Annotated in this window: 22 protein-coding genes and 1 tRNA gene; 4 read left to right on the top strand and 19 right to left on the bottom strand. The window is 39.0% G+C overall.

Translation table 11 applies throughout. The features are described 5' to 3' along the window. Positions 1 to 360: 360 nt before the first annotated feature. From BUB77_RS11310 to BUB77_RS11280, 7 genes are all read right to left on the bottom strand, one after another. Entirely contained in the window at positions 361 to 1,371 is a 1,011-nt protein-coding gene (locus BUB77_RS11310; RefSeq protein WP_073275910.1) for an alpha-L-fucosidase, read from the bottom strand. Between the two features lie 70 nt (positions 1,372 to 1,441). Continuing rightward, a complete protein-coding gene (locus BUB77_RS11305) occupies positions 1,442 to 2,269 on the bottom strand; it encodes a carbohydrate ABC transporter permease (RefSeq protein ID WP_073275908.1) in 828 nt (275 codons plus the stop codon). After that, positions 2,269 to 3,129, bottom strand: a complete 861-nt coding sequence (locus BUB77_RS11300; RefSeq protein WP_084124139.1) for a carbohydrate ABC transporter permease — start codon at positions 3,127 to 3,129, stop codon at positions 2,269 to 2,271. Before BUB77_RS11300 ends, BUB77_RS11305 begins: the two co-directional genes overlap by 1 nt. Before the next feature lie 99 nt (positions 3,130 to 3,228). Continuing rightward, a complete protein-coding gene (locus BUB77_RS11295; protein ID WP_073275904.1) occupies positions 3,229 to 4,572 on the bottom strand; it encodes an ABC transporter substrate-binding protein in 1,344 nt (447 codons plus the stop codon). Positions 4,573 to 4,689: 117 nt separating this feature from the next. After that, positions 4,690 to 6,297, bottom strand: coding sequence for a response regulator transcription factor (locus tag BUB77_RS11290; RefSeq protein ID WP_073275902.1), 1,608 nt, complete (start codon positions 6,295 to 6,297; stop codon positions 4,690 to 4,692). Next, a complete protein-coding gene (locus BUB77_RS11285) occupies positions 6,284 to 8,086 on the bottom strand; it encodes a sensor histidine kinase (protein WP_073275900.1) in 1,803 nt (600 codons plus the stop codon). Before BUB77_RS11285 ends, BUB77_RS11290 begins: the two co-directional genes overlap by 14 nt. Positions 8,087 to 8,472: 386 nt before the next feature. Further along, a complete protein-coding gene (locus BUB77_RS11280) occupies positions 8,473 to 8,700 on the bottom strand; it encodes a glycoside hydrolase family 95-like protein (RefSeq protein ID WP_073275898.1) in 228 nt (75 codons plus the stop codon). Positions 8,701 to 8,711: 11 nt separating this feature from the next. Here BUB77_RS11280 and BUB77_RS11275 point away from each other — a divergent pair, with 11 nt between their 5' ends. From BUB77_RS11275 to BUB77_RS11265, 3 genes are all read left to right on the top strand, one after another. Further along, positions 8,712 to 8,891, top strand: coding sequence for a hypothetical protein (locus BUB77_RS11275; RefSeq protein ID WP_073275896.1), 180 nt, complete (start codon positions 8,712 to 8,714; stop codon positions 8,889 to 8,891). A 4-nt stretch (positions 8,892 to 8,895) separates the two neighbouring features. Beyond that, positions 8,896 to 9,543, top strand: a complete 648-nt coding sequence (locus BUB77_RS11270; RefSeq protein ID WP_073275893.1) for a helix-turn-helix domain-containing protein — start codon at positions 8,896 to 8,898, stop codon at positions 9,541 to 9,543. 123 nt (positions 9,544 to 9,666) lie between these two features. Continuing rightward, positions 9,667 to 10,395, top strand: coding sequence for a CPBP family intramembrane glutamic endopeptidase (locus BUB77_RS11265; RefSeq protein WP_073275891.1), 729 nt, complete (start codon positions 9,667 to 9,669; stop codon positions 10,393 to 10,395). A gap of 11 nt (positions 10,396 to 10,406) precedes the next feature. On the opposite strand, the gene BUB77_RS29130 is transcribed toward BUB77_RS11265, so the two are convergent. From BUB77_RS29130 to BUB77_RS11240, 5 genes are all read right to left on the bottom strand, one after another. After that, positions 10,407 to 11,624, bottom strand: a complete 1,218-nt coding sequence (locus BUB77_RS29130; protein ID WP_084124134.1) for a DUF5700 domain-containing putative Zn-dependent protease — start codon at positions 11,622 to 11,624, stop codon at positions 10,407 to 10,409. Positions 11,625 to 11,724: 100 nt separating this feature from the next. Next, positions 11,725 to 12,663 (bottom strand): XAC2610-related protein, encoded by a 939-nt coding sequence (locus BUB77_RS11255; RefSeq protein ID WP_242962472.1) that lies wholly within the window; start codon positions 12,661 to 12,663, stop codon positions 11,725 to 11,727. Positions 12,664 to 12,782: 119 nt separating this feature from the next. After that, entirely contained in the window at positions 12,783 to 13,991 is a 1,209-nt protein-coding gene (locus BUB77_RS11250) for a serine hydrolase domain-containing protein (protein ID WP_139241160.1), read from the bottom strand. Positions 13,992 to 14,477: 486 nt separating this feature from the next. Continuing rightward, complete coding sequence (locus BUB77_RS11245; protein ID WP_073275889.1) at positions 14,478 to 15,248, bottom strand: class I SAM-dependent methyltransferase; 771 nt, start codon at positions 15,246 to 15,248, stop codon at positions 14,478 to 14,480. 589 nt (positions 15,249 to 15,837) lie between these two features. After that, the gene (locus BUB77_RS11240; protein ID WP_073275887.1) at positions 15,838 to 16,542 is read right to left on the bottom strand and encodes a hypothetical protein; all 705 of its coding nucleotides are present in this window, start codon (positions 16,540 to 16,542) and stop codon (positions 15,838 to 15,840) included. A 61-nt stretch (positions 16,543 to 16,603) separates the two neighbouring features. On the opposite strand from BUB77_RS11240, the gene BUB77_RS30680 reads away from it, so the two are divergent. After that, positions 16,604 to 16,729, top strand: coding sequence for a hypothetical protein (locus BUB77_RS30680; RefSeq protein WP_278277715.1), 126 nt, complete (start codon positions 16,604 to 16,606; stop codon positions 16,727 to 16,729). Between the two features lie 101 nt (positions 16,730 to 16,830). On the opposite strand, the gene BUB77_RS11230 is transcribed toward BUB77_RS30680, so the two are convergent. From BUB77_RS11230 to trmB, 7 genes are all read right to left on the bottom strand, one after another. Beyond that, positions 16,831 to 17,037 carry a hypothetical protein gene (locus BUB77_RS11230; RefSeq protein WP_073275883.1) on the bottom strand — a complete coding sequence of 69 codons (207 nt, stop codon included), beginning with the start codon at positions 17,035 to 17,037 and terminating at the stop codon, positions 16,831 to 16,833. A 129-nt stretch (positions 17,038 to 17,166) separates the two neighbouring features. Continuing rightward, the gene (locus BUB77_RS11225; protein WP_073275881.1) at positions 17,167 to 17,691 is read right to left on the bottom strand and encodes a GNAT family N-acetyltransferase; all 525 of its coding nucleotides are present in this window, start codon (positions 17,689 to 17,691) and stop codon (positions 17,167 to 17,169) included. A gap of 43 nt (positions 17,692 to 17,734) precedes the next feature. Continuing rightward, entirely contained in the window at positions 17,735 to 18,223 is a 489-nt protein-coding gene (locus BUB77_RS11220) for a GNAT family N-acetyltransferase (protein ID WP_073275879.1), read from the bottom strand. A gap of 526 nt (positions 18,224 to 18,749) precedes the next feature. Further along, a tRNA-Lys gene (locus tag BUB77_RS11210) sits at positions 18,750 to 18,822 on the bottom strand. Positions 18,823 to 19,075: 253 nt separating this feature from the next. Then, a complete protein-coding gene (gene trxA, locus BUB77_RS11205; RefSeq protein ID WP_073275875.1) occupies positions 19,076 to 19,393 on the bottom strand; it encodes a thioredoxin in 318 nt (105 codons plus the stop codon). A gap of 46 nt (positions 19,394 to 19,439) precedes the next feature. Further along, positions 19,440 to 19,589, bottom strand: a complete 150-nt coding sequence (locus BUB77_RS29890) for a hypothetical protein (RefSeq protein ID WP_170866639.1) — start codon at positions 19,587 to 19,589, stop codon at positions 19,440 to 19,442. 76 nt (positions 19,590 to 19,665) lie between these two features. Next, a complete protein-coding gene (gene trmB / locus BUB77_RS11200) occupies positions 19,666 to 20,313 on the bottom strand; it encodes a tRNA (guanosine(46)-N7)-methyltransferase TrmB (RefSeq protein ID WP_073275873.1) in 648 nt (215 codons plus the stop codon). Between the last annotated feature and the right edge of the window lie 10 nt (positions 20,314 to 20,323).

Here is a 20,323-nt window from a genome sequence, read left to right as displayed (position 1 = left end):
CCCTTTCTTAACAAGTTATTTCAACCGATAATGGAGTATCATAAATTTTTTTGTGTGGTTTGTATTAATTATATAAAACTTTCCAGAAATTTTCTACCTTTTCTACTAGTTAAATTCTATAAAATCCCATTATATCTTTTCCTTAATAAATCCGTACAATTCCATTTTATCCAACCACTCCTCGGTACCTAATTCAAGTTTCTTTTTATTTGAACCACAGGGTTTATTTTCGTATAAAAAGGGACTGCCCACTAACTACTTTGCGGGGCAATCCCTTTTTACTTTTACCTTTTTACTTTTACCTTTTCAATTTATAACCCTATATTTTTAATTACAGCATCACTGCTATTCCAAATCTCTCTATTTTCTCCGGATACCCAGTATGTCAGCCACATCCATGATATTTTGTACATCTCTTTCCGATAACCTTCCCCGGGTGTCAGGGGGGAGGTTCACCACCATCAGATTATCCTGGGCTGTTACCTGCCTGTAGCAATCCGCTATATAATTCTTATCAATTAACGGTTTTTCCTCATATTGATCGGAATAGAACCAGCTGAAACCGTCTCTTGAGCAGATGGTCTGTTCAAAGGGCATATAGTAATTCTTTCCTTCACAGGTATAGATCTTAGGATCATCCTTTCTGCAGATATGGGGGTCCCATAGCCTGAAATCCGAAGGGTAATTTCTGATTGGGTCATATAACTGATAATTTTTCGGAAGATAACGCTCGTCCGGGTCACCAAGGCCAGGCTCCCCAATTGTATGGTTAATGCCTATCTGGCACTGGGGCTGCAGCCTTTTCACCAGATCATAAATCAGCTCATAACGCCACTGGGGGCACAGCTTCTTCCAGGGCCCGTCCATCCATAACTCAACGACTTCACCATATCTGCCATCCATCAGTTCTTCCAGCTGCTTTAGCATATAATTGATATAGCCCCTGTCAAAATTATCTGCAAAAGACGGTTCATGCTCATCCCACAGGGAATAATATAAGCCGAAGCTCAGGCCATATTTTTTGCAGGCCTCAGACACTTCTTTTACCACATCTGCCGTGTTTGGACTGTATTTAACACTGTACCTTGTCGTATCCGTATCCCACAGGCAGAAGCCGTCATGGTGCTTGGTTATCAGAATCACGAAATTCATGCCGGCTTCATAGGCCGTTCTGACCCATTGTTCCGCATCGATTGCAGCCGGCTGGTAGCTTTCTATGGGAATCTTTCCATCCGACCACTCCACATTGCCGAAGGTATTTATACCGAAGTGAAGAAACATCCCATATTTTCTGGCAATCTGCCTTTTCTGAGCTTCATTGGGCTCTGTGGATGGTTCCATTATAATTTTATTATTGCTGTCTCTTAGCATAATAACTCCTTTCCTGAATATTCGTTAATCCAGTCGAATAATCCAGTTTGTTTTAATACGCTCAATTTTTTTATCCCTTTACCGCCCCCGCCATAACACCGCTGATAATATATCTTTGCATGACCAGATATAATATAATAATCGGAATCATCGCCAGAACAAAGGCGGCAAATGCCATATTTAACTTAATACTGTATTGTCCGAAGAAGAAATACTGGGTCAGAGGAATTGTTCTGACAGCCTCCTTTTGTGCGATAATCAGGGAAATCTGAAAATCATTCCATACAGCCAGGGCATTCAGTATCAGGGTCGAGGAAACGATAGGCTTTAGCAGGGGGAAAACAATACTCCAAAAGGTCCGTAACCTGCCGGCACCGTCAATAAAGGCAGCCTCTTCCATTTGTATGGGGATACTCCTGATAAACCCTACGTAAACAAATACATTATATGCCAGCTGGAAGCCGCTGATGGTTAATATAAGCCCCAGCCTGCTGTTAAGCATTCCCGTACCTTTCAGCTGAACATAAAGAGGAAGCATAACTACCTGGAAGGATAAAAGAATGGCTCCCAGAAATATATAATAAATGCATTGATAGAATCTGGAGTGCATATTTCTGGCGATTACATAGGCTGCCATACTGCAGGCTATCATCAGCAAGGCCACACTGAAGACTGTCACGATAAGGCTGTTTTTTGTTGCATTCCAGAAATTAGACACTCTGATTGCTTCGGTGAAATTCTCCCAATGTATGCCAGTTGGAAATGCAAGGCCTGTTCTTGCTTTTTCCTCCGGAGATTTTACTGCGTATACAACAGCAATGTAAAACGGAGCCAGGAAGACCAATGCCATTGCAATCTTTCCAAGAGAAGCTGCGGCTGTTTTCAGTTCTTTTCCCATTACATGTCCACCTCCCGCTTTCTTAACAGTGTCGTAATCACACCGGTTACAATGAATATGGCAAACATCATCAATATGGCGGCTGCCTGCCCGTATCCCGCCCGGTTATAGGGGAAGGTGTAATTATATACATAAAGTGCCATAGTCTCCGAGGCTCTTCCCGGGCCGCCGTTGGTAGCAGCCATAACATAATCAAATACCTTTAAGCCCCATCCCAGGAATAGGGTAATATTAATGGTTATGGCAGGCGCCAGTAAAGGAAGGGTGATGTTGGTAAACCGTTTAAAGGCTCCTGCTCCGTCAATCTTGGCAGCTTCGTAATAGCCTTCGTCAATCCCCTGAAGCCCTGCCAGATAGATTAACATGGAATATCCGGTATCTCTCCAGACGCCCATAATGCAGACGCCCAGCATAACTGTTTTGGCATTTCCCAATAAGCTCTTTATGCCGAAAATTTTATATAATACGTCACTGTACATATAGCTCCACATAAATCCCGTCAGCACAAGGCTGATTACAAAGGGCATAAATACAAATGTACGCAATGTTTTGTTTAATTTTGTGTTGTTCTTTAAAGCCATCGCCACCAGCAAGCCTAACACATTATCTACGATAACTGTTACTACTGTGTAAAAAACGGAATTTTGAATCGGTCTTACAATACTCGGGTCCTTTAAAATATTGGTGTAATTTTTTAAGCCAATGTAATGATAAACCGGTGAGAATCCATCCCAATCCGTAAAGGAATACCTGATACCTTTAACAAAAGGCACCGCAACCGCAAATAGAAACAAGGCCATGGCTGGAAGTAAAAACAACAGATTCACCGCAGTTCTTTTTAAATGTGATTTCTGATACATATTAACTCCCATCTGTGCGCTTTCCCGCACATAGTAAACTGCCGCCGGCAGCTCTGCAATAGTACTGCCCGGATATATTTTACCGGGCAGTACCAGTGACTATTTACCGCTGACTTGAATTGCCTTTATCTCATCATCGAGCTTTTTGATATATTTGTCCACGTCTCTGTCCGTATCTGCTGCAAATTCTTCCTGCCATTTACGGAAGGTCGAATCAAACTGTCCTGTAAAAATTCCCTGGGCTTCATAATTATAGACCTTACCGTTTTTCTCGATATCAACAATTTCCTGTACAATCGGTGACAAAGTGCTGCTGTCAACCTCCAGGGAGCAGGGAATATCTTTTCCACCGGTATTCCACATGGCAGCTCCTTCAGGAGTCGCTAAAAATTCAATGAATTTTAAAGCTGCTTCCTTATGCTCGGATTGTGCGCAAAGCATATAGCTTCCATCGGAAGCAAGGCCAAGCACCGGGTTACTGTCATCAGAATTAGGTGTTGCAAAAAATCCAACCTTGTCATCCGCACCAAGATTAATAAATTCGCCAATTTCCCAGTTACCGCTGACAAGCATGGCAGCCTTTCCGTTAATCAGCATTTCCCTGGCCTGGGCACTGTCGGTACCAAAGTCATCACCGCTTTCAAAGCCCAGTCTGTCCGCTGTTCTTTGCACAACTTCCCTGAATTCCGGATAATCTGCAAACTGCTTTTCACCGGATTGGATTTCCTCAAACATCTTAGGGTTTTTCTCCAGGCAGTAACCATATAAATCACTTTGGATTTCACACTGTGCCGGCCAGGAATCCTTGTAGCCGTGTGCAAAGGGATAAATACCTGCATCCTGGAATTTCTTGCTGGCTGCCAGTAATTCCTCATGGGTCTTTGGAATTTCCACCCCATTCTTTTTGAAGACCTCTTTATTATAGAAAATACCCATTCCGCTCATATTGGTAGGTACGCCGTATACATTCCCGTCAATTGTCATGGACGCAAGGGATTCCTGTGAGACCTGGTCAAGGAAAGGCTGTCCTGATAAGGATTCAATATATCCGGCATCTATCAGATTCGCATACATTTTGGGCCGTCCCATAATGATATCCGGTGCATCTCCTCCTGCCAGTTTTGTCTTTAATATCGTATCATACTGGCTGTAATCGATGCCCTGTGCTTCAAACTTAATGCCCGGATTTCTTTCCTCCAGCAGTGCAAGCATCTTATCGAGATTATCCCTTCCGGTCTGCTCACCGATGTGATGGAAGATGGTTACTGTAATCTCTTTTTCGCCGCCTTTTGTGCCACTGTCATTTTTGGCATCACTGCTGCCGTTTTCTGTCTTTGCAGCATTGCCCGTACCGCTGTCAGCAGGTTCCGATTTGCTGCATCCGCCAAACATCCCAATTACCATGCACAAAGATAATACCAATGTAACAAGTTTCTTTTTCATAACTTTCCCTCCTTCATTTGATATATCCATTGTAGCTTTTTGGGATGGTAAAACCATTTTACTATTTTTACAATATATAAGTTTTTTTTACGGTTTTTATCAATTCGATGTATTTATTCACTGCTTAATCTGTCTGCGGTATTCACTAGGCGAAATCCCCTCGCTTTTACGGAATACTTGAAAGAAATATTCATAATTATTGTAACCGACAAGCTCTGTGATATCGGTAATCCGGACTCCCGGTTCATGAAGCAGCTGCTTGGCCCGCCGTATTCTGATATCCATCAGGATGTCCGTAAAATTTTCCCCGGTCTCCTGCTTTAACAGGCGGCTTAAATAGGAAGGGTTTACGGCAAGAAAGTCCGCCACCATAGTCAGGGATATGTCTTTCCCGTAATTTTCCTGGATATACTTTATAGCATCCTGCACCAAAGGATTGTACTGTACCCTTTCCTGCTTTAAATCCTTTCTGATTTCATCCATAAATTCATTTACATAGGCTCCTGCTGCTTCCAGATTAACCAGATTATCGATTTCATCAATCAGCTTTGTAATTTTCTCGTCCTTTCCCTTCTGGTTATAATGCCGGAGCACCGTAATACACAGCTCACTGAGCAGGCATTTAATCTGAAAGAGGTTGCCCCCGGTTCCCCTGGCAATATCCTCCACAAGCTTCTGCACCTCTCCCCTGATATTCTCCCGGTCGGAAGCTTCCAGTGCCAGAAACAGCTTATCAAAATCAGGAATTCTATAGCTGCTTTTCTTTCCCTTAAGCAGCTGATAATTTTCAACCTCCAAAATCTCTTCTTTTGTCATAAAAAAGTTATATTCCAGAACCTCCATTACCTGCCTGCCGCATTCCACTGCCTTCTCCAGCTGATTCGTCACATTTCCGATACATGCACAGATTTCAGGAAGCAGCTCATTCCGCAGCTGCCTGTTCATATAGATAATCTGATTCTTCATATATATTTTATGGGATCTGGAGCTTTTCTTCTCCTTATCCAGGACAAAGAACAGGATATCCTTCACGTTCCTCACTTCAAGGACCCTGACGTTTTTCGCTTTCTCATACTCATACATGTAGAAAATAATCTGATTCCAGACAGCCGTGCTCATTTGTTCATCCGAGGAACGCACTCTTGCCCCAAGGACCTGGATATGAACACCTGCAAGTCCCATTTCCTTTAGATACTCTTTGGAATACTCCCCGGAATTTCCCCTTCCCAGAAATAAATCGGAAAGTATTTTTCCCTGTATAGCCCTGATGGAGCTTCTGACCTTTGTCTGATAATCCGCATTTTCCTGCAGCAGCTTTTTCTCATACTCGGCGCGCTTTTCCTGCTGCCTCAATTCCTGTACGGTTTCGGCCACCACCCGCATTACATAATCGTTATTCAGAGGCTTTAAAAGGAAATCCTTCACATTCAGCTGTAAGGCCCTTCTGGCATATTCAAATTCCTGAAATCCGGTTATAATGATTACCTTGGAATCCGGCAGTATCCGGTTACTGTATTCTGTCAGCGCAAGTCCGTCCAAGCCGGGCATCCGGATATCGGCAATAAGTATTTCCGGCCTGATTTTGTCTATCATTTCTTTTGCTTTCAGCCCATCCTCCGCTTCTCCTGCAATGATACAGCCCAGCCGCTCCCAGGGAATCGATTTGATAAGTGCTTCTCTTATTAATGGAGTATCATCTGCTATAAACACTTTATAATGCTTCATCTTCTATTTCCCCCTCAAACCGGATCGGCATCCTGACTATAATGCTGGTTCCTTTTCCTTCTTCGCTTTTAATCTTTAACCCGTACTTTTCACCATAAAGTATCTGTATCCTTTTATGGACCGACATAATGCCCACCTTTGTATGCAGGGGGCTCCGGTCATCCGTTTCCATCAACAGGCCGTCCTTCATCTTCTCCGAAACAATTCCCATGCCGTCATCCTTCACCACAAGCAGCATATCCGTTCCTTCGCATACTGCATTCACCCATATATAACCCTTTCCAACCTTTGGAGCGACCCCGTGAATGAACGCGTTTTCGACCAGCGGCTGCAGAATCAGCTTTGGTATCAGCGTATCTGTCAGGGATTCCTCTGCATGAATCAAGATGTCTATTTTGTCTCCGCAGGATACCTTCTGGATTTTGATATAGTTCTGGATATTCTCAATCTCTTCCCAGAGATATACATATTTCCGTTTATTGCTGATGGTATCCCTTAAATAATTTCCAAGGAGATAAATGCTGTCTGCAATCTGTTCTTCTCCGTTGAGCTTTGCCATGCTGTTAATGCTTTCCAAGGTATTATATAAAAAATGGGGATTGATTTTAGCCTGTAGGGCATCATATTCGAACTGCAGTGTCTTTATCTCTGCGGATTTCATTTTTGTTTTTTCCTCACTGACTATCTCAATGAGATTCTGAATCTGCTTTGACATTTCATTGAATTTTAAAGCAAGCACACCTATCTCATCCTTGGATGCGGGAATGATTTCCGTTGTAAAATCCCCTCTTCCTATCATTTGGATTTTATGAAGCAGCTGTCCGATAGTACCTGCAATTCCCCTGGAAATCCCCCAGGCAATCAGCCCTGACAAGGCGCTTGCCAATATTGCGATATAAATAAAGGGCTTTAAAATCTTTCCCGATTCCTTTGAGATTACATCCAGGTCAATCAGCTCCATCAGCCAGAGGTTGTTGTCCTTTGAAAACCAGGTCACATAAATATAAGGCGTATCATGGTAATAAAACCTCCGCTGTCCCTGTACCGACGGCTGATAATACTTGACGGTAAGCTCGGCAGCCTCCCTTTTTGTCTCATCGGAAGACAGCATTATCTGATTATCGTCATTGAACAGAATTAAGGTATTGGCTTCCTCCGTTAAGGCATTTTTATAAAGCTCTTTCAGATATTCGGCATCGATTCCTATTGTAATGATACCGACCTTGTTCATACTGTTTTTATCAATAATTGCCCTGGATGCGAGAACCACTTGATTGCCGCAGGAATACAACTCGGTCTTCCCCCACCTCCCAAGGGTTTTCTCATAAGGAATGCTCCCGGTAATGTCCTGCTCCTTCACCGCCAGCCTGCTGTCTGCGGCATAATACAGTGCCTCCTTTAAATTTGAAATGACCACAAGCTTGATATTGCTGTTATAATTCATCAGATTATAGCTAAAGCTGCTGAAGAATTTATTCATCTCATATTTTTCTTTCCTCGTGGCCTTCCCATTGGACAGGAAGCTTACCAGCTCAGAATCAAAATACTGCCGGAACACAAAATCTGTAATCGTAGTTATGGCAGAATCATAGTTCTCACCCAGCTGCTCTACCACGCTGATGCTGGAAGTCTGGGATTTTTTCGTCAGCAGGTTCTTTACAAAAAGGTAGCCGGTCAGGCCAAGAAGCACCGTCATAATCAGAATAATGCTGATATTCATGATGTATAGCTTTTTTCGGATACTGTAATCCATAAATCTGTGATACAGGTACATAAATCTTCTTTTCATCCTTTACCCCCAATGCTGTACTTAAATTTCAGTCCTTTGGTAAACCATATCTTCCCTGCTAAGTCTGTGTAACGAATCCCGCTTCAAGTCCATAGCTTTAGTTTATCATAAAACATGAATTTTGTCAGTTTTGAAAGATAAATAGCATTTAAAGAGTTATTTGTTGTTAAAAAATACTTATGGTTTTATTAAATTCCATTACTGTTCTTAAATGCTGCACAAATAAGTAGAGTAAAATGCTATTCCTTTCATACCGGTGCTTGCAACCTATGACCCTTCTGGTACTGTATATTAAAAAAGCTGCGGTAACTCCAGTTAATATCAGAAAAAGCAAGAACTTTACTTTTACCGTATATAACTGCAATCACAACAGCTTCAGGTATTTATTATTTTGATATCTGCTTTAATTTACCGTCTAAAGCAACGCCGCCTCCGGCAGGAACATATATTTCCGTCAGAATATCCTTATATCTTACTTTGCAGTGTCCTCCTGTCTTAGAGGAGATAACAGCCCTTTCCAGTCTTCCCGTTTTCCATTTCATATCAACGGTAAAACCGCCCCTGGCACACAAGCCCATAATGGCATCAATTTGCAGGACGTCTTTTACCAGCAAGCTTGCGCCAAATGACTCTTGCCATAGCGGAGCAGCGGATTATTTTAGTCCGCGCCTTTTATGAAAAGCTGTTAAACGGAGCCTTTAACAATGAATTGGAGATTCTGGTAAATGCAAAATACCTGGAACTGGACTTAAAGGCTGACATGTATGCCTTTATCCTGTTTTCCTTTGGTACCGTCTTTCTATGAGGATATGGTAACGGAGCCCTCCTATTATTTCTATCCTAACGTAATAGAAATGAAGCTAAAGGGCCTTGTCGGCGCCGGAAATTTAGAAGAAACGGAGCAGTTACTGGATTATATCTTTACCGAGAACCTAAAGAAGAGGAACCTCTCACAAAGTACCATCATAAAGCTGTTTATGGATATGCAGACCGGCATTATCCGGCTTTTGCAGGAGTTCAAGCTGAATATCCATATACACGGGCTGTTTAAGGTTAATTTGAACAATCTGAATCCTGAGAATGAGTGTGACCGTATCCTGGAAGCATACAGGCGCATTATCGCTGCCATTAAGAGCACTCCTTCTGACAGCCTGCTCTTTGAAGATATGCTCCACTTTATAAATGAAAACTATCATGATAATTTACTGAGCGTCAGCCTGATGGCCAGAGAATTCCATATGTCGGAGTCCTACTTTTCCCAGTATTTTAAGAAATACGTGGACCAGACCTTCAGTAAGTATCTGGAGGCATTAAGAATTAACAAGGCCTGTGAGCTGATAAAACAAAGGGATACTACCATAGAGGAAATCGCCGAAAAGGTCGGCTATACCAGCTCCTTATCCTTTCGCAGGGCTTTTAAAAAGGTGGTAGGCATACCGCCTTCCGGTTACCGTTAGCTGCTATATTGGGGAATGATTGCTTTTTTGTTTAACAGAATTTTCCTAAGTTCCTTGACAAGCTTCAAATGCCCTACTACAATTAACTTACCGGTATGTTAATTATAGTAGGGAGGGATAACAATGACAAAGGATGTATCCAGGCACACACTCATTCAATCAATAATTCTGCACCTTTTCCCCGGAATTATAATGGTAATGGTAGACTTTCTTTTGGTGCCCCTTATCATGGGTTACGGAGTCCCAAACGATTTAGCCTATAATGCCGATACCGTACTGGCTCTGGTCCCTATACAGCTGGGAATATTGCTTTATGTTACAAAACGGAATACCGGTACCTATAAAATAGCCAGCCAGCTGCCCTATCTGGAAAAATCCAGCCTGAAAGAATACCTGATTTTCATACCCCTCATGGCTATCTGGGCAATTGCGGTAAATGATGTACTTACCCCTCTTGAAATCAATTTCAGGGATACTGTATTTACCTTCATTCCCACCAAATATTTTATTGGCAACTATGACCTGTCCTCCTTTTCTAATTGGAAAATCATCCTGACAAGCCTTGTCTGCTTACTCTTAAACGGCTTTACGGCCCCTATTATGGAGGAAATATATTTTCGAGGATATTTACTCCCACGCATTAATCTTTCCCAGAACAAGGCCATTCTCTTAAACGCCGCTCTATTTTCCCTATATCACTTTTTTACACCCTGGCACTTTTTCAGCCGCCTTCTTATGACTATTCCCCTGTATTACTGGGTCGTAAAAAAGAGAAATATCCGCTTTTCCATCGTCGCCCACATTATTGCCAATAGTGTAACGTCTTTGTCCATGCTGCTCTATTTGTCCTGATACTACAGCCGTTACTTTTCGGGTTCAAACGAAAAATGGGCATGCATTACTTTCCATATTCCATTGGTACATTCCAAATACAATGTGCTTCTGACCGCTGGAACAGGAAAACTTTTATATCTTGAAAGAAAGCATAGGCAAGCAGCCTCGCCCTTATGAAAAACATTGAAATTTTCTATAATGAGGGGTTCTACCTCACCGACTTCCGTTAATTTTCCATTGTTAAAAAAGTCAGATATCAATTTCAAATGTTCTTCTAAACTATAGGTATCATTATTTTTATGATTATCAAAATATATCAGGATATTATCATTTGTATCATAAAACTCTTTTAGACTGGCTAAATCCTTTTTGTAAAAACACTCGTTATATGCATTCAAAAAGTCCTTAAAAAGTTTTTCTGTGTGTTTATCCTGCAAAGCTTCTCCTATCGTTCTTTTAGAAAATCCCTGATACCCTTTTTTCATTTCTTCTTCCAGCCCCAATATCCCCTTTGCCTTCCAGCAATCTACCAAATAGAGCATTCCGCACATGCATGCATATTTATCATAATAGTTACCATATATTGCATCGTATAAGTATTTCTTTTGCTCAAGACTGTCAGTAGCAAATAAAGCCGACCTCATCATGCTTTTGCTTTTTGCTTTTACCTTCTGCAAGCTTTCACTATCCCATTGGACCATGTCGATATCCTTGTCATCATAAGAAACAAGATGTGCGAAACCTTCATGAAAGGTATTAGCATCAAGATTTATTATATAATCGCTGCTTTCTATATCAGCATCAATATCTTTAATTGTTTTTCCTATGCACACATGACATAATTCATGTGTAAGCAGATTATGTATAACACCTGTAATATCACATTTCCCTTCATATTTTGTCCATAAGCCTAAATCCAAAATAACATTATTCTGTCCATCAGGTTCTTTTAACACCGTAGCGTCATTAGGCTCCGGATACCCAATAATAAGATTAATTATAACGCTATCAAGTATTTCCTTCCAATTTGGGAACAAGGCATCCCATATTTTAAGATTGCAGGGGATAAAATTATCAATACTGTCTTTTATTTGTGTATAAATTCGCCTCACCGATTCTATATGGTCACTTTCATATGATGGTTCTGCATAGGAATAGCCCTGTGTATTAAAAAACCATTTATCACTATATGATATAATAGACTTTCCCTCTATATAATCACGTACAATATCTGCATTGATTTTCATTTGAACCTCCACGAAATAAACATTTAATTTATAAATTTACATAATATAATGCCTTCTAATTAATTAATGCTGTAAATTCCTATCTATCATTAGAAGCAGATCAATGTTCTAACCATACATCCGCATGATGGCCGCCCATCATATACCATCGAGGGCTGTCTAACTTCCATGGTTCTTTGCTGTTATACTTCTTCAGCAAGGCATTGGCAGCCTTGTGAGGGATAAAGCAATCGCGCACAGTTTTCATTTTGCCTTTTACAAGCTTCTCCTCTTTCACATAAATACCGACAGCAGTTATAATCTTATCACCCTGTGACTTTGCAGAACTGCTCACATTCCAATGCAAATTATTAGAAATGACAAATTGACCATTAATATATTGATAAATAGAGTAGTCGTGATTGTCCGCACCCGAACCTCCGCTGGAATAAATACATTGCTTATCCCAGTCAATAGCGGGGTTGCAGATTTCGGTAAAGGATTTGGAATAAATAAATGACGATGTCTTGGTATCCCACAGCCAGCAGTCATACCATGAATTAGAGTGAGCGCCGCTAAAACTGTTCAAAATAATTACATCCTTATAACCGTCGAAGTTTACATCAACAACGTGCAGACCCATCGTGTCTATCATTTGGTAGTATATTAGATTTCCTTCTACCTCATTCAAAGTGTCCGTAAAATCTTTCGAGAGAATTGCTGAACCGTTTTCATCGTAGACGGACAGACCCGTCACAAAAGCTGGTGCCCAATCACCCTCTGACATCGCCACATCTGTCGCCTTCCCCGTTGCAACAAAATGGTACTCAGGGAGACTTTCATGGAGACGGGCACGGACTTCGTATGTATATGTTTTCGGTGCGGGTTCTGACTCATTCTTTAGCTTTAGCGTTTCAGAAGGTGCAGATGATTCGCTATGACCTGTAATTATCTCCGGGGTATTGGGCACATTTCCTGCACCATTCTCCACCCGGGTACTACAGCCGCCTGCGCTTAGAAGAATTATGAGAAGAACAGAGATATAAACGATTTTTTTCATGTTTCACCACTCCCACTTTATATGAATTTTCTAACACTTTAATTGCTTTACTAAATTCTTATTTTATCGTTGGATTACTTCAATAATCTATTGACTCGCCCTGTCGGGTATCACCACTTTTAATCCAATAATTTTAACAGCTTAACCCCTAAAACAGTTGCAGGAATTCTGTATCCCGGAGGAAGATTGGATAATATTACAACAGCCGTACCCTTTTTTAAGTTGAATCCAATATAACTGTTATAATTATCAGTTCCTCCGTTGTGCCAAATTATATTATTTTCTTTATCTATAATCCATGCCATGCCTATTGCATCCATATTGATATCCATCATTTTATATTCTTCCGTTGATGCATTAATTTCCTTAATACTTTCATGGCATTGTTTAAAATAGTTATCTTCCTCCAGTTGCATCTTCGCATACGCTAACATATCAGAAATATCCGAGGTAATCGCTCCCGCTGATAAATAAGCATCTTTTTCTTTCCAATCCCAGTAATTGCTCAAATCACCATTTTTATCAGAAATTCTTGTATTTTTGAGTTGTAAGTCCTCCTCAATGAATTGGTTCATTAATACCCTATAATCTTTTTGGTATACTTTTTCAAGTAATAGACCTAATACGGCATAACCATAATTGGAATAATGAAATGGATGTTCATCAGCCGGTAAATCTATTGCAGATGCTTTATTCAAAACCATTTTCTTTGTGATACCATAAAAATCATTTCTCCTATATAAAAAATTTGAACTCATTGGATTTTCAAAATAATATGCCTTATACCCAGATGTATGGGTTAGCAATTCTTCTATGTCAGGATAATTCTTTCCTTCAGCCAAAGGAAGGTATTTATCAATCGTATCGTTTATATCTATTTTACCTTCTTGTATTGCTTTACTTATCATTGCAGCGGTGAAGGTTTTCGTAAGTGAACCAATCTCATAGGTGTGCATTTTTGCAGGCAGCTCTTTCCCATTCTCTCCATAGAGTGTATAGGCAGCTTGACCATCCTTAATAATTCCAACCGATATGATTGCATCTTCATTATTTTTCGTGGTATATTCAAGTGCATCTTGAAATGATAGTTTAGGAATCTTTCTCATTTGATGCATACCCCAAATATACCAGCCAAATACAGCAAGTACTGCAAAACCTGCGATACATATGATCACTCTTAATTTTTTTCTGTTCTTCATTTTTCTTAACCTCATTATCCCGCCAAGGTTATGCCCTATTACTGTCTCATAGAACTGATGATGATCATTCTCATAGACCCACTCACTGATATCAGTTACTTCCATGGCCTTTATTTTTTGTTTGTTCACATTTTTGATTATTCTTTTGCATGATTTAGTGGGGGTATTTTACATAATCGACCTCATACTCACTTAAATATAATATTAATAGCCCCATGCTTTATTAATGTAATTTACTCCATGCATCATTAACAATCCTATATTTTCCTTTGATATGAACTATACCTTATACGATAAAAATACTAATTTAAGATTAATTTTAATTGAAAGTATTTAACTTTACTATACCCTAAATGATATATTATCAGCTTACCATCCCGGACGCAACAAAAAGCCCTAACCCAGCAGCTCATCCGTCTGCCAACCTAGGACTTCATAGTGCTTTTTAGGCATATAGCTTGTATTTTTTGTTCGACTGGCACAATCTCCCTGTTTTGTACATAATAAGAAAGGGCCAACATCTGGAAGTTCATCCAGATGTTGGCCCTCTATAAAGTTATTAGTAATCATTTTTTTTACAACTTAATTAGAAAACTGGAATTTTTTGGTCTCGTATTACAGTTTTCTTGCTTTAAAGCATAGTGAAATAGGTATCATTTTTGCTTTCCTTGTCTTATCACTTATATCTTCCATTGATTCCATTGTTGCTGTGTCGTTTTGTTCAATCATCTGTTCAATAACAAATCCAGCCTTAGCCAAAGCATTAACATATGTTGATATTTTACGATTACATAAAATTATTTCACTATCATCAACAGGCATTGTAAAATACGATTCATCAAAATAGCTTTTACTGAAAACTAATTTGTCACTTTCAATAATATCTTTGCGTTCAGCACAAGACCACGCTACACAATAATTTAATGTATGATGCCAACTAAAGATTAAAATCCCATCTTTCCTTAAGTAGGAAGCTATCTTATCAAAAGTACCCTGTAAATCAGTTGTCCAACCTATTCCATAAATCGAATATACATAATCAAAATAGTTCTTAGGGACATCAAGTTCTGCTTCCATAGGGGAACATATAAGTTTTGCTGTATATCCGTTTTCAGATAAAAACTTTTCCGCATTATCGAGCTGTTTTTGAGATAAATCGACACCCCAAAGTTCACCTGCGTTTCTATCTGCATGATATTTTAATGAATGCCCACTACCACAACATATTTCCAACATCTTCTTACCCGAGACGTCTCCAAACAAATGCAAATCATCTTCTGTCACAAATTTCACTCCATATTCTGGAAGGGCGGTTGTTCCAAACCAAAAATCAGCATTTGCATTCCAATAGGATTTGTTATTTTCAATAATTTTACCATTATTCATCAAAGTTTCCCTCTCAAACAAATTCAAATTTATTAATGTTTTTCATCAATAGTTTTAGCCTATATCAATTTATGTAATTTTAAAACAAAATACATAATTTTACCATACCCAAATACTCCAAATACTATTTTAAGAAAAACCCAAATCTTATCCTTACCTATTCCAGATTATAATATAATCTTAAACATCTATTAGATACCTATTCCCCAATCACTTTCTACTATATTATAACATTCTTTTCACCCAATCTTTATTTTTTGACCGACGCTTGACCAACGAAAAAACAACACATTTTTCAGATTTGACCGACAAATGACCGACAAAATCATCTCCCCGACCTGTTCAGTATCAACTTGCCATGTCGGGTATCATCCCTTTAAAGTCAATTTTTCTCCTCATTCCACACTTCCCCGCAACCCCATGCAAACCCTCATTTTCACAGACCTTTTGTTGACTATCTCCTTATCAACCCGAACACAACAAAAAAGCCCTAACCCAGCAGCTCATCCGTCTGCCAAACTAGGACTTCATAGTGCGCCAACATTGGATTAAGTCTCTTTTTCTCTTAATGTATATATTTTTTATTCTCTTATTTTGCGACTATATTTACATATACATAGTAGCTCATGTTATATTTTCCCAAATACGGCACCTGTGTTTGAATTACGAAGCCATATCGACCAAGTGGTGCATTATTGGTAACATTGCTATTAATAATAATAGAGTTGTCAGTAACTTGGTAATCCACTCCTTCTACAAATTTATCTAAAAAGGGATTAAAGCCATTTTCATCCACTGAATCCATTACTAAATTCCATATAGCAGTGATGTCCTCAGCACCATTTAAATTATTCCATGCCTTTACATTAAATGTTATTGCACTACCCGTTGTTACATTTATGACTGTCTCGGGATTTTCAAGCTCAAAAGTATTAACGGCAGCTGGTGCAGATACCGGAACATAGTATTTCTTAGCAATTCCAAAATCCTCTTTATTCGTAGTAAACTCATAGTAGGTTCCATCAGCATTTAATGAAGGATAATCTGCTACTAACAGTTCTTGCATTATAACATTGGTAAAGTAAGGATTGTCTTTTATATAGCGTTCGTTTGATTCAAATATTTCCTTTGACTCTTTTTGTATTTCAGCGTAATTACTTTCTAATTCCGGAACCGTTTTGCTATTATTTATTAGACCGACCCATTTTGCCTCATTTCCATTAAGATATGCTATCCACTCACTATTAGATTTGTATTTATAAATTTTATCTGATATGTCAGCAACCGCATCCATGTACTTTGATTGCAGGACAACCAAAGTTGTGTCTGGCGTCGGAGTTGCAGGGGTTGATGGCGTGGAATTACCACCGCTTGAGTTATTATCGGAAGGAGTGCTTGTAGGTTCCGCTGTAGGTGTTGGGGTTGGGGTAACTGTTGTTTCAGGTGCAGTTACTTTCCGTCATTCACCGTTGTACTTTTGAATTCACCATTATTCACTATCGTTGCGTTGGGTGCTGTAACAATTAATTTTATATTGGTGTAACTTCCTTCGGGAATAGTCAGCTCAACATTAGCTTTCGTGTTAATTGTAACTGCAGTGACCTAATGCTGCTGCCAATTCAGGGCTATTGATTAATCTTCTTTCATAAAGTAAAGATGTCTTACGTATTAACCTAGATTCAACTACCTGGATTCTTTTCTTTGCTAATTCCGCTTGAACTGGTATTTTTACATCTGAAAATTTTCGTAATAGCATAAAGTCTTCACTTTGGTAAACTGTTTTCCCCATGTCTTTTCCTCCCTATTTGCGCACAATAAGAAAGAGCCAATACCCAGAAATTATTTATCCAGGTATTGGCTCTTTTTATGAAGTTATTAGTAATCATTATTTATACAACCTGATTAGGCACATTGAAAGTTAGCAATCTTTCTTATAAATAAACATTCCATTGCCATAAGGGTCATCTTCAGCTCCAAATTCTTCCTTGGCAAATTTGTAACCATTCTTCTCAAGAACTCTTATAGATGCATTATTCCCATGCATAACACGACCATATAAAACATTTATTTTAAAAGTCTCAGCTATAAATTCTGACATTGACCTTAAAACTTCAGTAGCATAACCTTTTCCACTATGTTTCTTACATATTCCGTAACCTATTTCTACTTCATCTGGGTTTCCTTCAACTTCGTTTACACCTGTATCACCTATCAGTTCACCTGTTTCCTTTAACTCAACAGCTAATACATATGGTAACTGTTTGTTATTCACACAATTAATATAGAAGTTGATAGCTTCTTGCGTTTCTTCAATATCGGCATAACTTTCATTTGGAATCCATTTTTTAACTTCTGATTCCAAATGGTTTTCATATAAGCATTGAGCATCTTCAATCTCGAATTTTCTAATTCCTAAATGCTCTGTTTCAAATATATAATCCATTTTTCTCCCCCCATAAATTGGAATCTATCGCAGTAAGCACAAACTACAACTTTTTCTTTAAGTACATTCCATAATCCATTTCTTTCAGGAAAATATACCCGTTTTTAGAATATAATCTTTGAGCAGGTTCATTCTCTTTTGCCACAAATAAAACACATTCCTTACAACCAAATTCTGTGGCATTCTGTTCCATTACATATAGAGCCTCTGTCGCATATCCTTTTCTACGTTCTAATTCATCTATTACTAAATCACATAAAAAAACCTGCTGAACACCATGGGTCTCTTCATACAAATACCACATAAACCCAACGTTTCTATTATCTAATACATTTTCTATAACCATCAAAGAATTATTTTCAGTATTTATTCCATCAGGGAGCATCTCCTTTACTTCCACTTCAGTTTGACTTAATGCATCCTCTAAAGACATATTCGTATCTTTTATCAATTCTTTTACATGATTATTTCTACTCCATTTGAAAAATTCATCATATTCGTTTGATGTCATTTTTCTAAGACTAATACTCATTGAATAAACCTCCTCAGTTAAATTCTGACTTGTCGATGATTTGCATTAATAATCTTTATTTTGAATCACATCATGTAAGTATAAATCAAAATACATAATTTTAACAAATCTCAAATACTATTTTAAGAAAAACCTAAATCTTATCCTTACCTATTCTAAATTATAATATAAACTTTAATATTCATTAAATACATATTCTCCAATCACCTTCTACTATATAAAAAAGCCTTCTTCACCCAATCATTATTTTTTGACCGACGCCTGACCAACGAAAAAACAACCCTTTTTTCAGATTTGACCAACAAATGACCGACAAAATCCTCTCCCCGACCTGTCCAGTCCCTCCTTACCATGTCGGGTATCATCCCTTCAAAGTCAATTTCCCCCTTCTCCTCACACTTCTCCGCAACTCCATGCAACTCCTCATTTTCACACGTCTTTTGCCGACTATCGACTTGCCATCCCGGACGCAACAAAAAAGCCCTAACCCAGCAGCTCATCCGTCTGCCAAACTAGGACTTCATAGTGCGCCTCCAGGGGCTCGAACCCTGGACACCCTGATTAAGAGTCAGGTGCTCTACCAACTGAGCTAGAAGCGCTTGTTCTTATTTCCCGAACGCAAAAATGATTATATAATATATATAAACAAATTGCAAGCATTTTTTTAAACTTTTTTAATTTTTATTTTTATTCTTTATAAATGCTTTATTTTTCTACAAAATATATCCAATTCAGCCAACCCCTTTTACCCTTTTATCATAGCCGGCAAATATAACCATTAAAAGGAAACAGAGCCCTTCTGTTAATAAGAAGGGCTCTGTCCGATTAGGCTGCCTATTTAATTTATAATCTTTATTTAATCTTTTCAATCTTATCCGTTAACTGTGCTTTGGGTACAGCACCGATTACAGTGTCTACAACCTGGCCGTCTTTAATAAATAAAAGAGTGGGGATTGACATTACCCTGTATTTGCTGCTTATGTTAGGTGCTTCATCCACATTAAGCTGCCCTACCTTAACAGTTCCTTCATATTCCGCTGCAATCTCTTCAATAACAGGAGCCATCATCTTGCAGGGGCCACACCAGTCCGCATAAAAGTCTACCAGTACAGGAACCTGAGATTGCAGTACCTCTTGTTCAAAATTATCGTCCGTAAATTTGTGAGCCATATTGACTTCCTCCTACGTTTATTCACTTTTTTATTTTTTAAGTCCGCTATTGTTTTCCGCTGCCTTTCTTTTTAAAACCCTTACCTAAAAGGCTATTTACTTCATCCAAGGAATTCTTCATCTGAATAGCTTTTTTATTAAGTTCCATATTGCTGCTAAAGGATTTAGCAAGCTGAGACTTTATTGTATTCTTCATTTTAATCCCCTATTTAGACTTCATATATATTATATGCAGTTTTTTATGAATTGTACAGGGGTAATTAAAACAGCTCCTAAGACGGAAGCTTCTGCCCTATCACCATCCGGTGTATGGGATTTCCAAGCCCGGAGAATTTCTCTTCATACTCTGTCATAACATTGCCCTCTGCGTATTCACTTCCATGGAGGTCATAGGTGCAATTCTTAAGCTCCCAGCCGGCAATATCCGCTTCTTCTAAAGAAAAATCAAAAAGTCCGCGGTTATCCGTTTTGAATATGACCTCGCCCTCTTTCTTTAAAAGCTTTTCATATCGGGATAAATACTCTCTGGAAGTCAGTCTTCTTCTGGCATGCCTGTCCTTGGGCCAGGGATCGGAAAAATTCAGATATACCCTGTCCACTTCCTCTTTATCAAATACATCGTTTATAAATTCCGCGTCCAGTCTCAAAAAGTAGAGATTCGGAAGCTCAAGCTCCTTCCTTTTCTCAATCCCACGGATTAAGACACTGGAATATTTTTCAATTCCCAAAAAATTAATATCCGGATTATTTTGGGCCAGCTGGCATATAAACATTCCCTTTCCCATACCTATTTCTATGTGAAGGGGATTTTCATTCCGGAAGAACCTATTCCAGCTTCCCTTATGCTGTTCCGGTTCATGGACAACAAATACATTTTTTTCTATTTCTTCCCTGGAACCGCGTACATTTCTCAATCTCATAATAATGTCT

The sequence above is a fragment of the Anaerocolumna jejuensis DSM 15929 genome (assembly GCF_900142215.1).
In the GTDB taxonomy this organism is placed as follows: Bacteria; Bacillota; Clostridia; order Lachnospirales; family Lachnospiraceae; genus Anaerocolumna; species Anaerocolumna jejuensis.
This window is presented reverse-complemented; position numbering and strand designations above follow the sequence as displayed.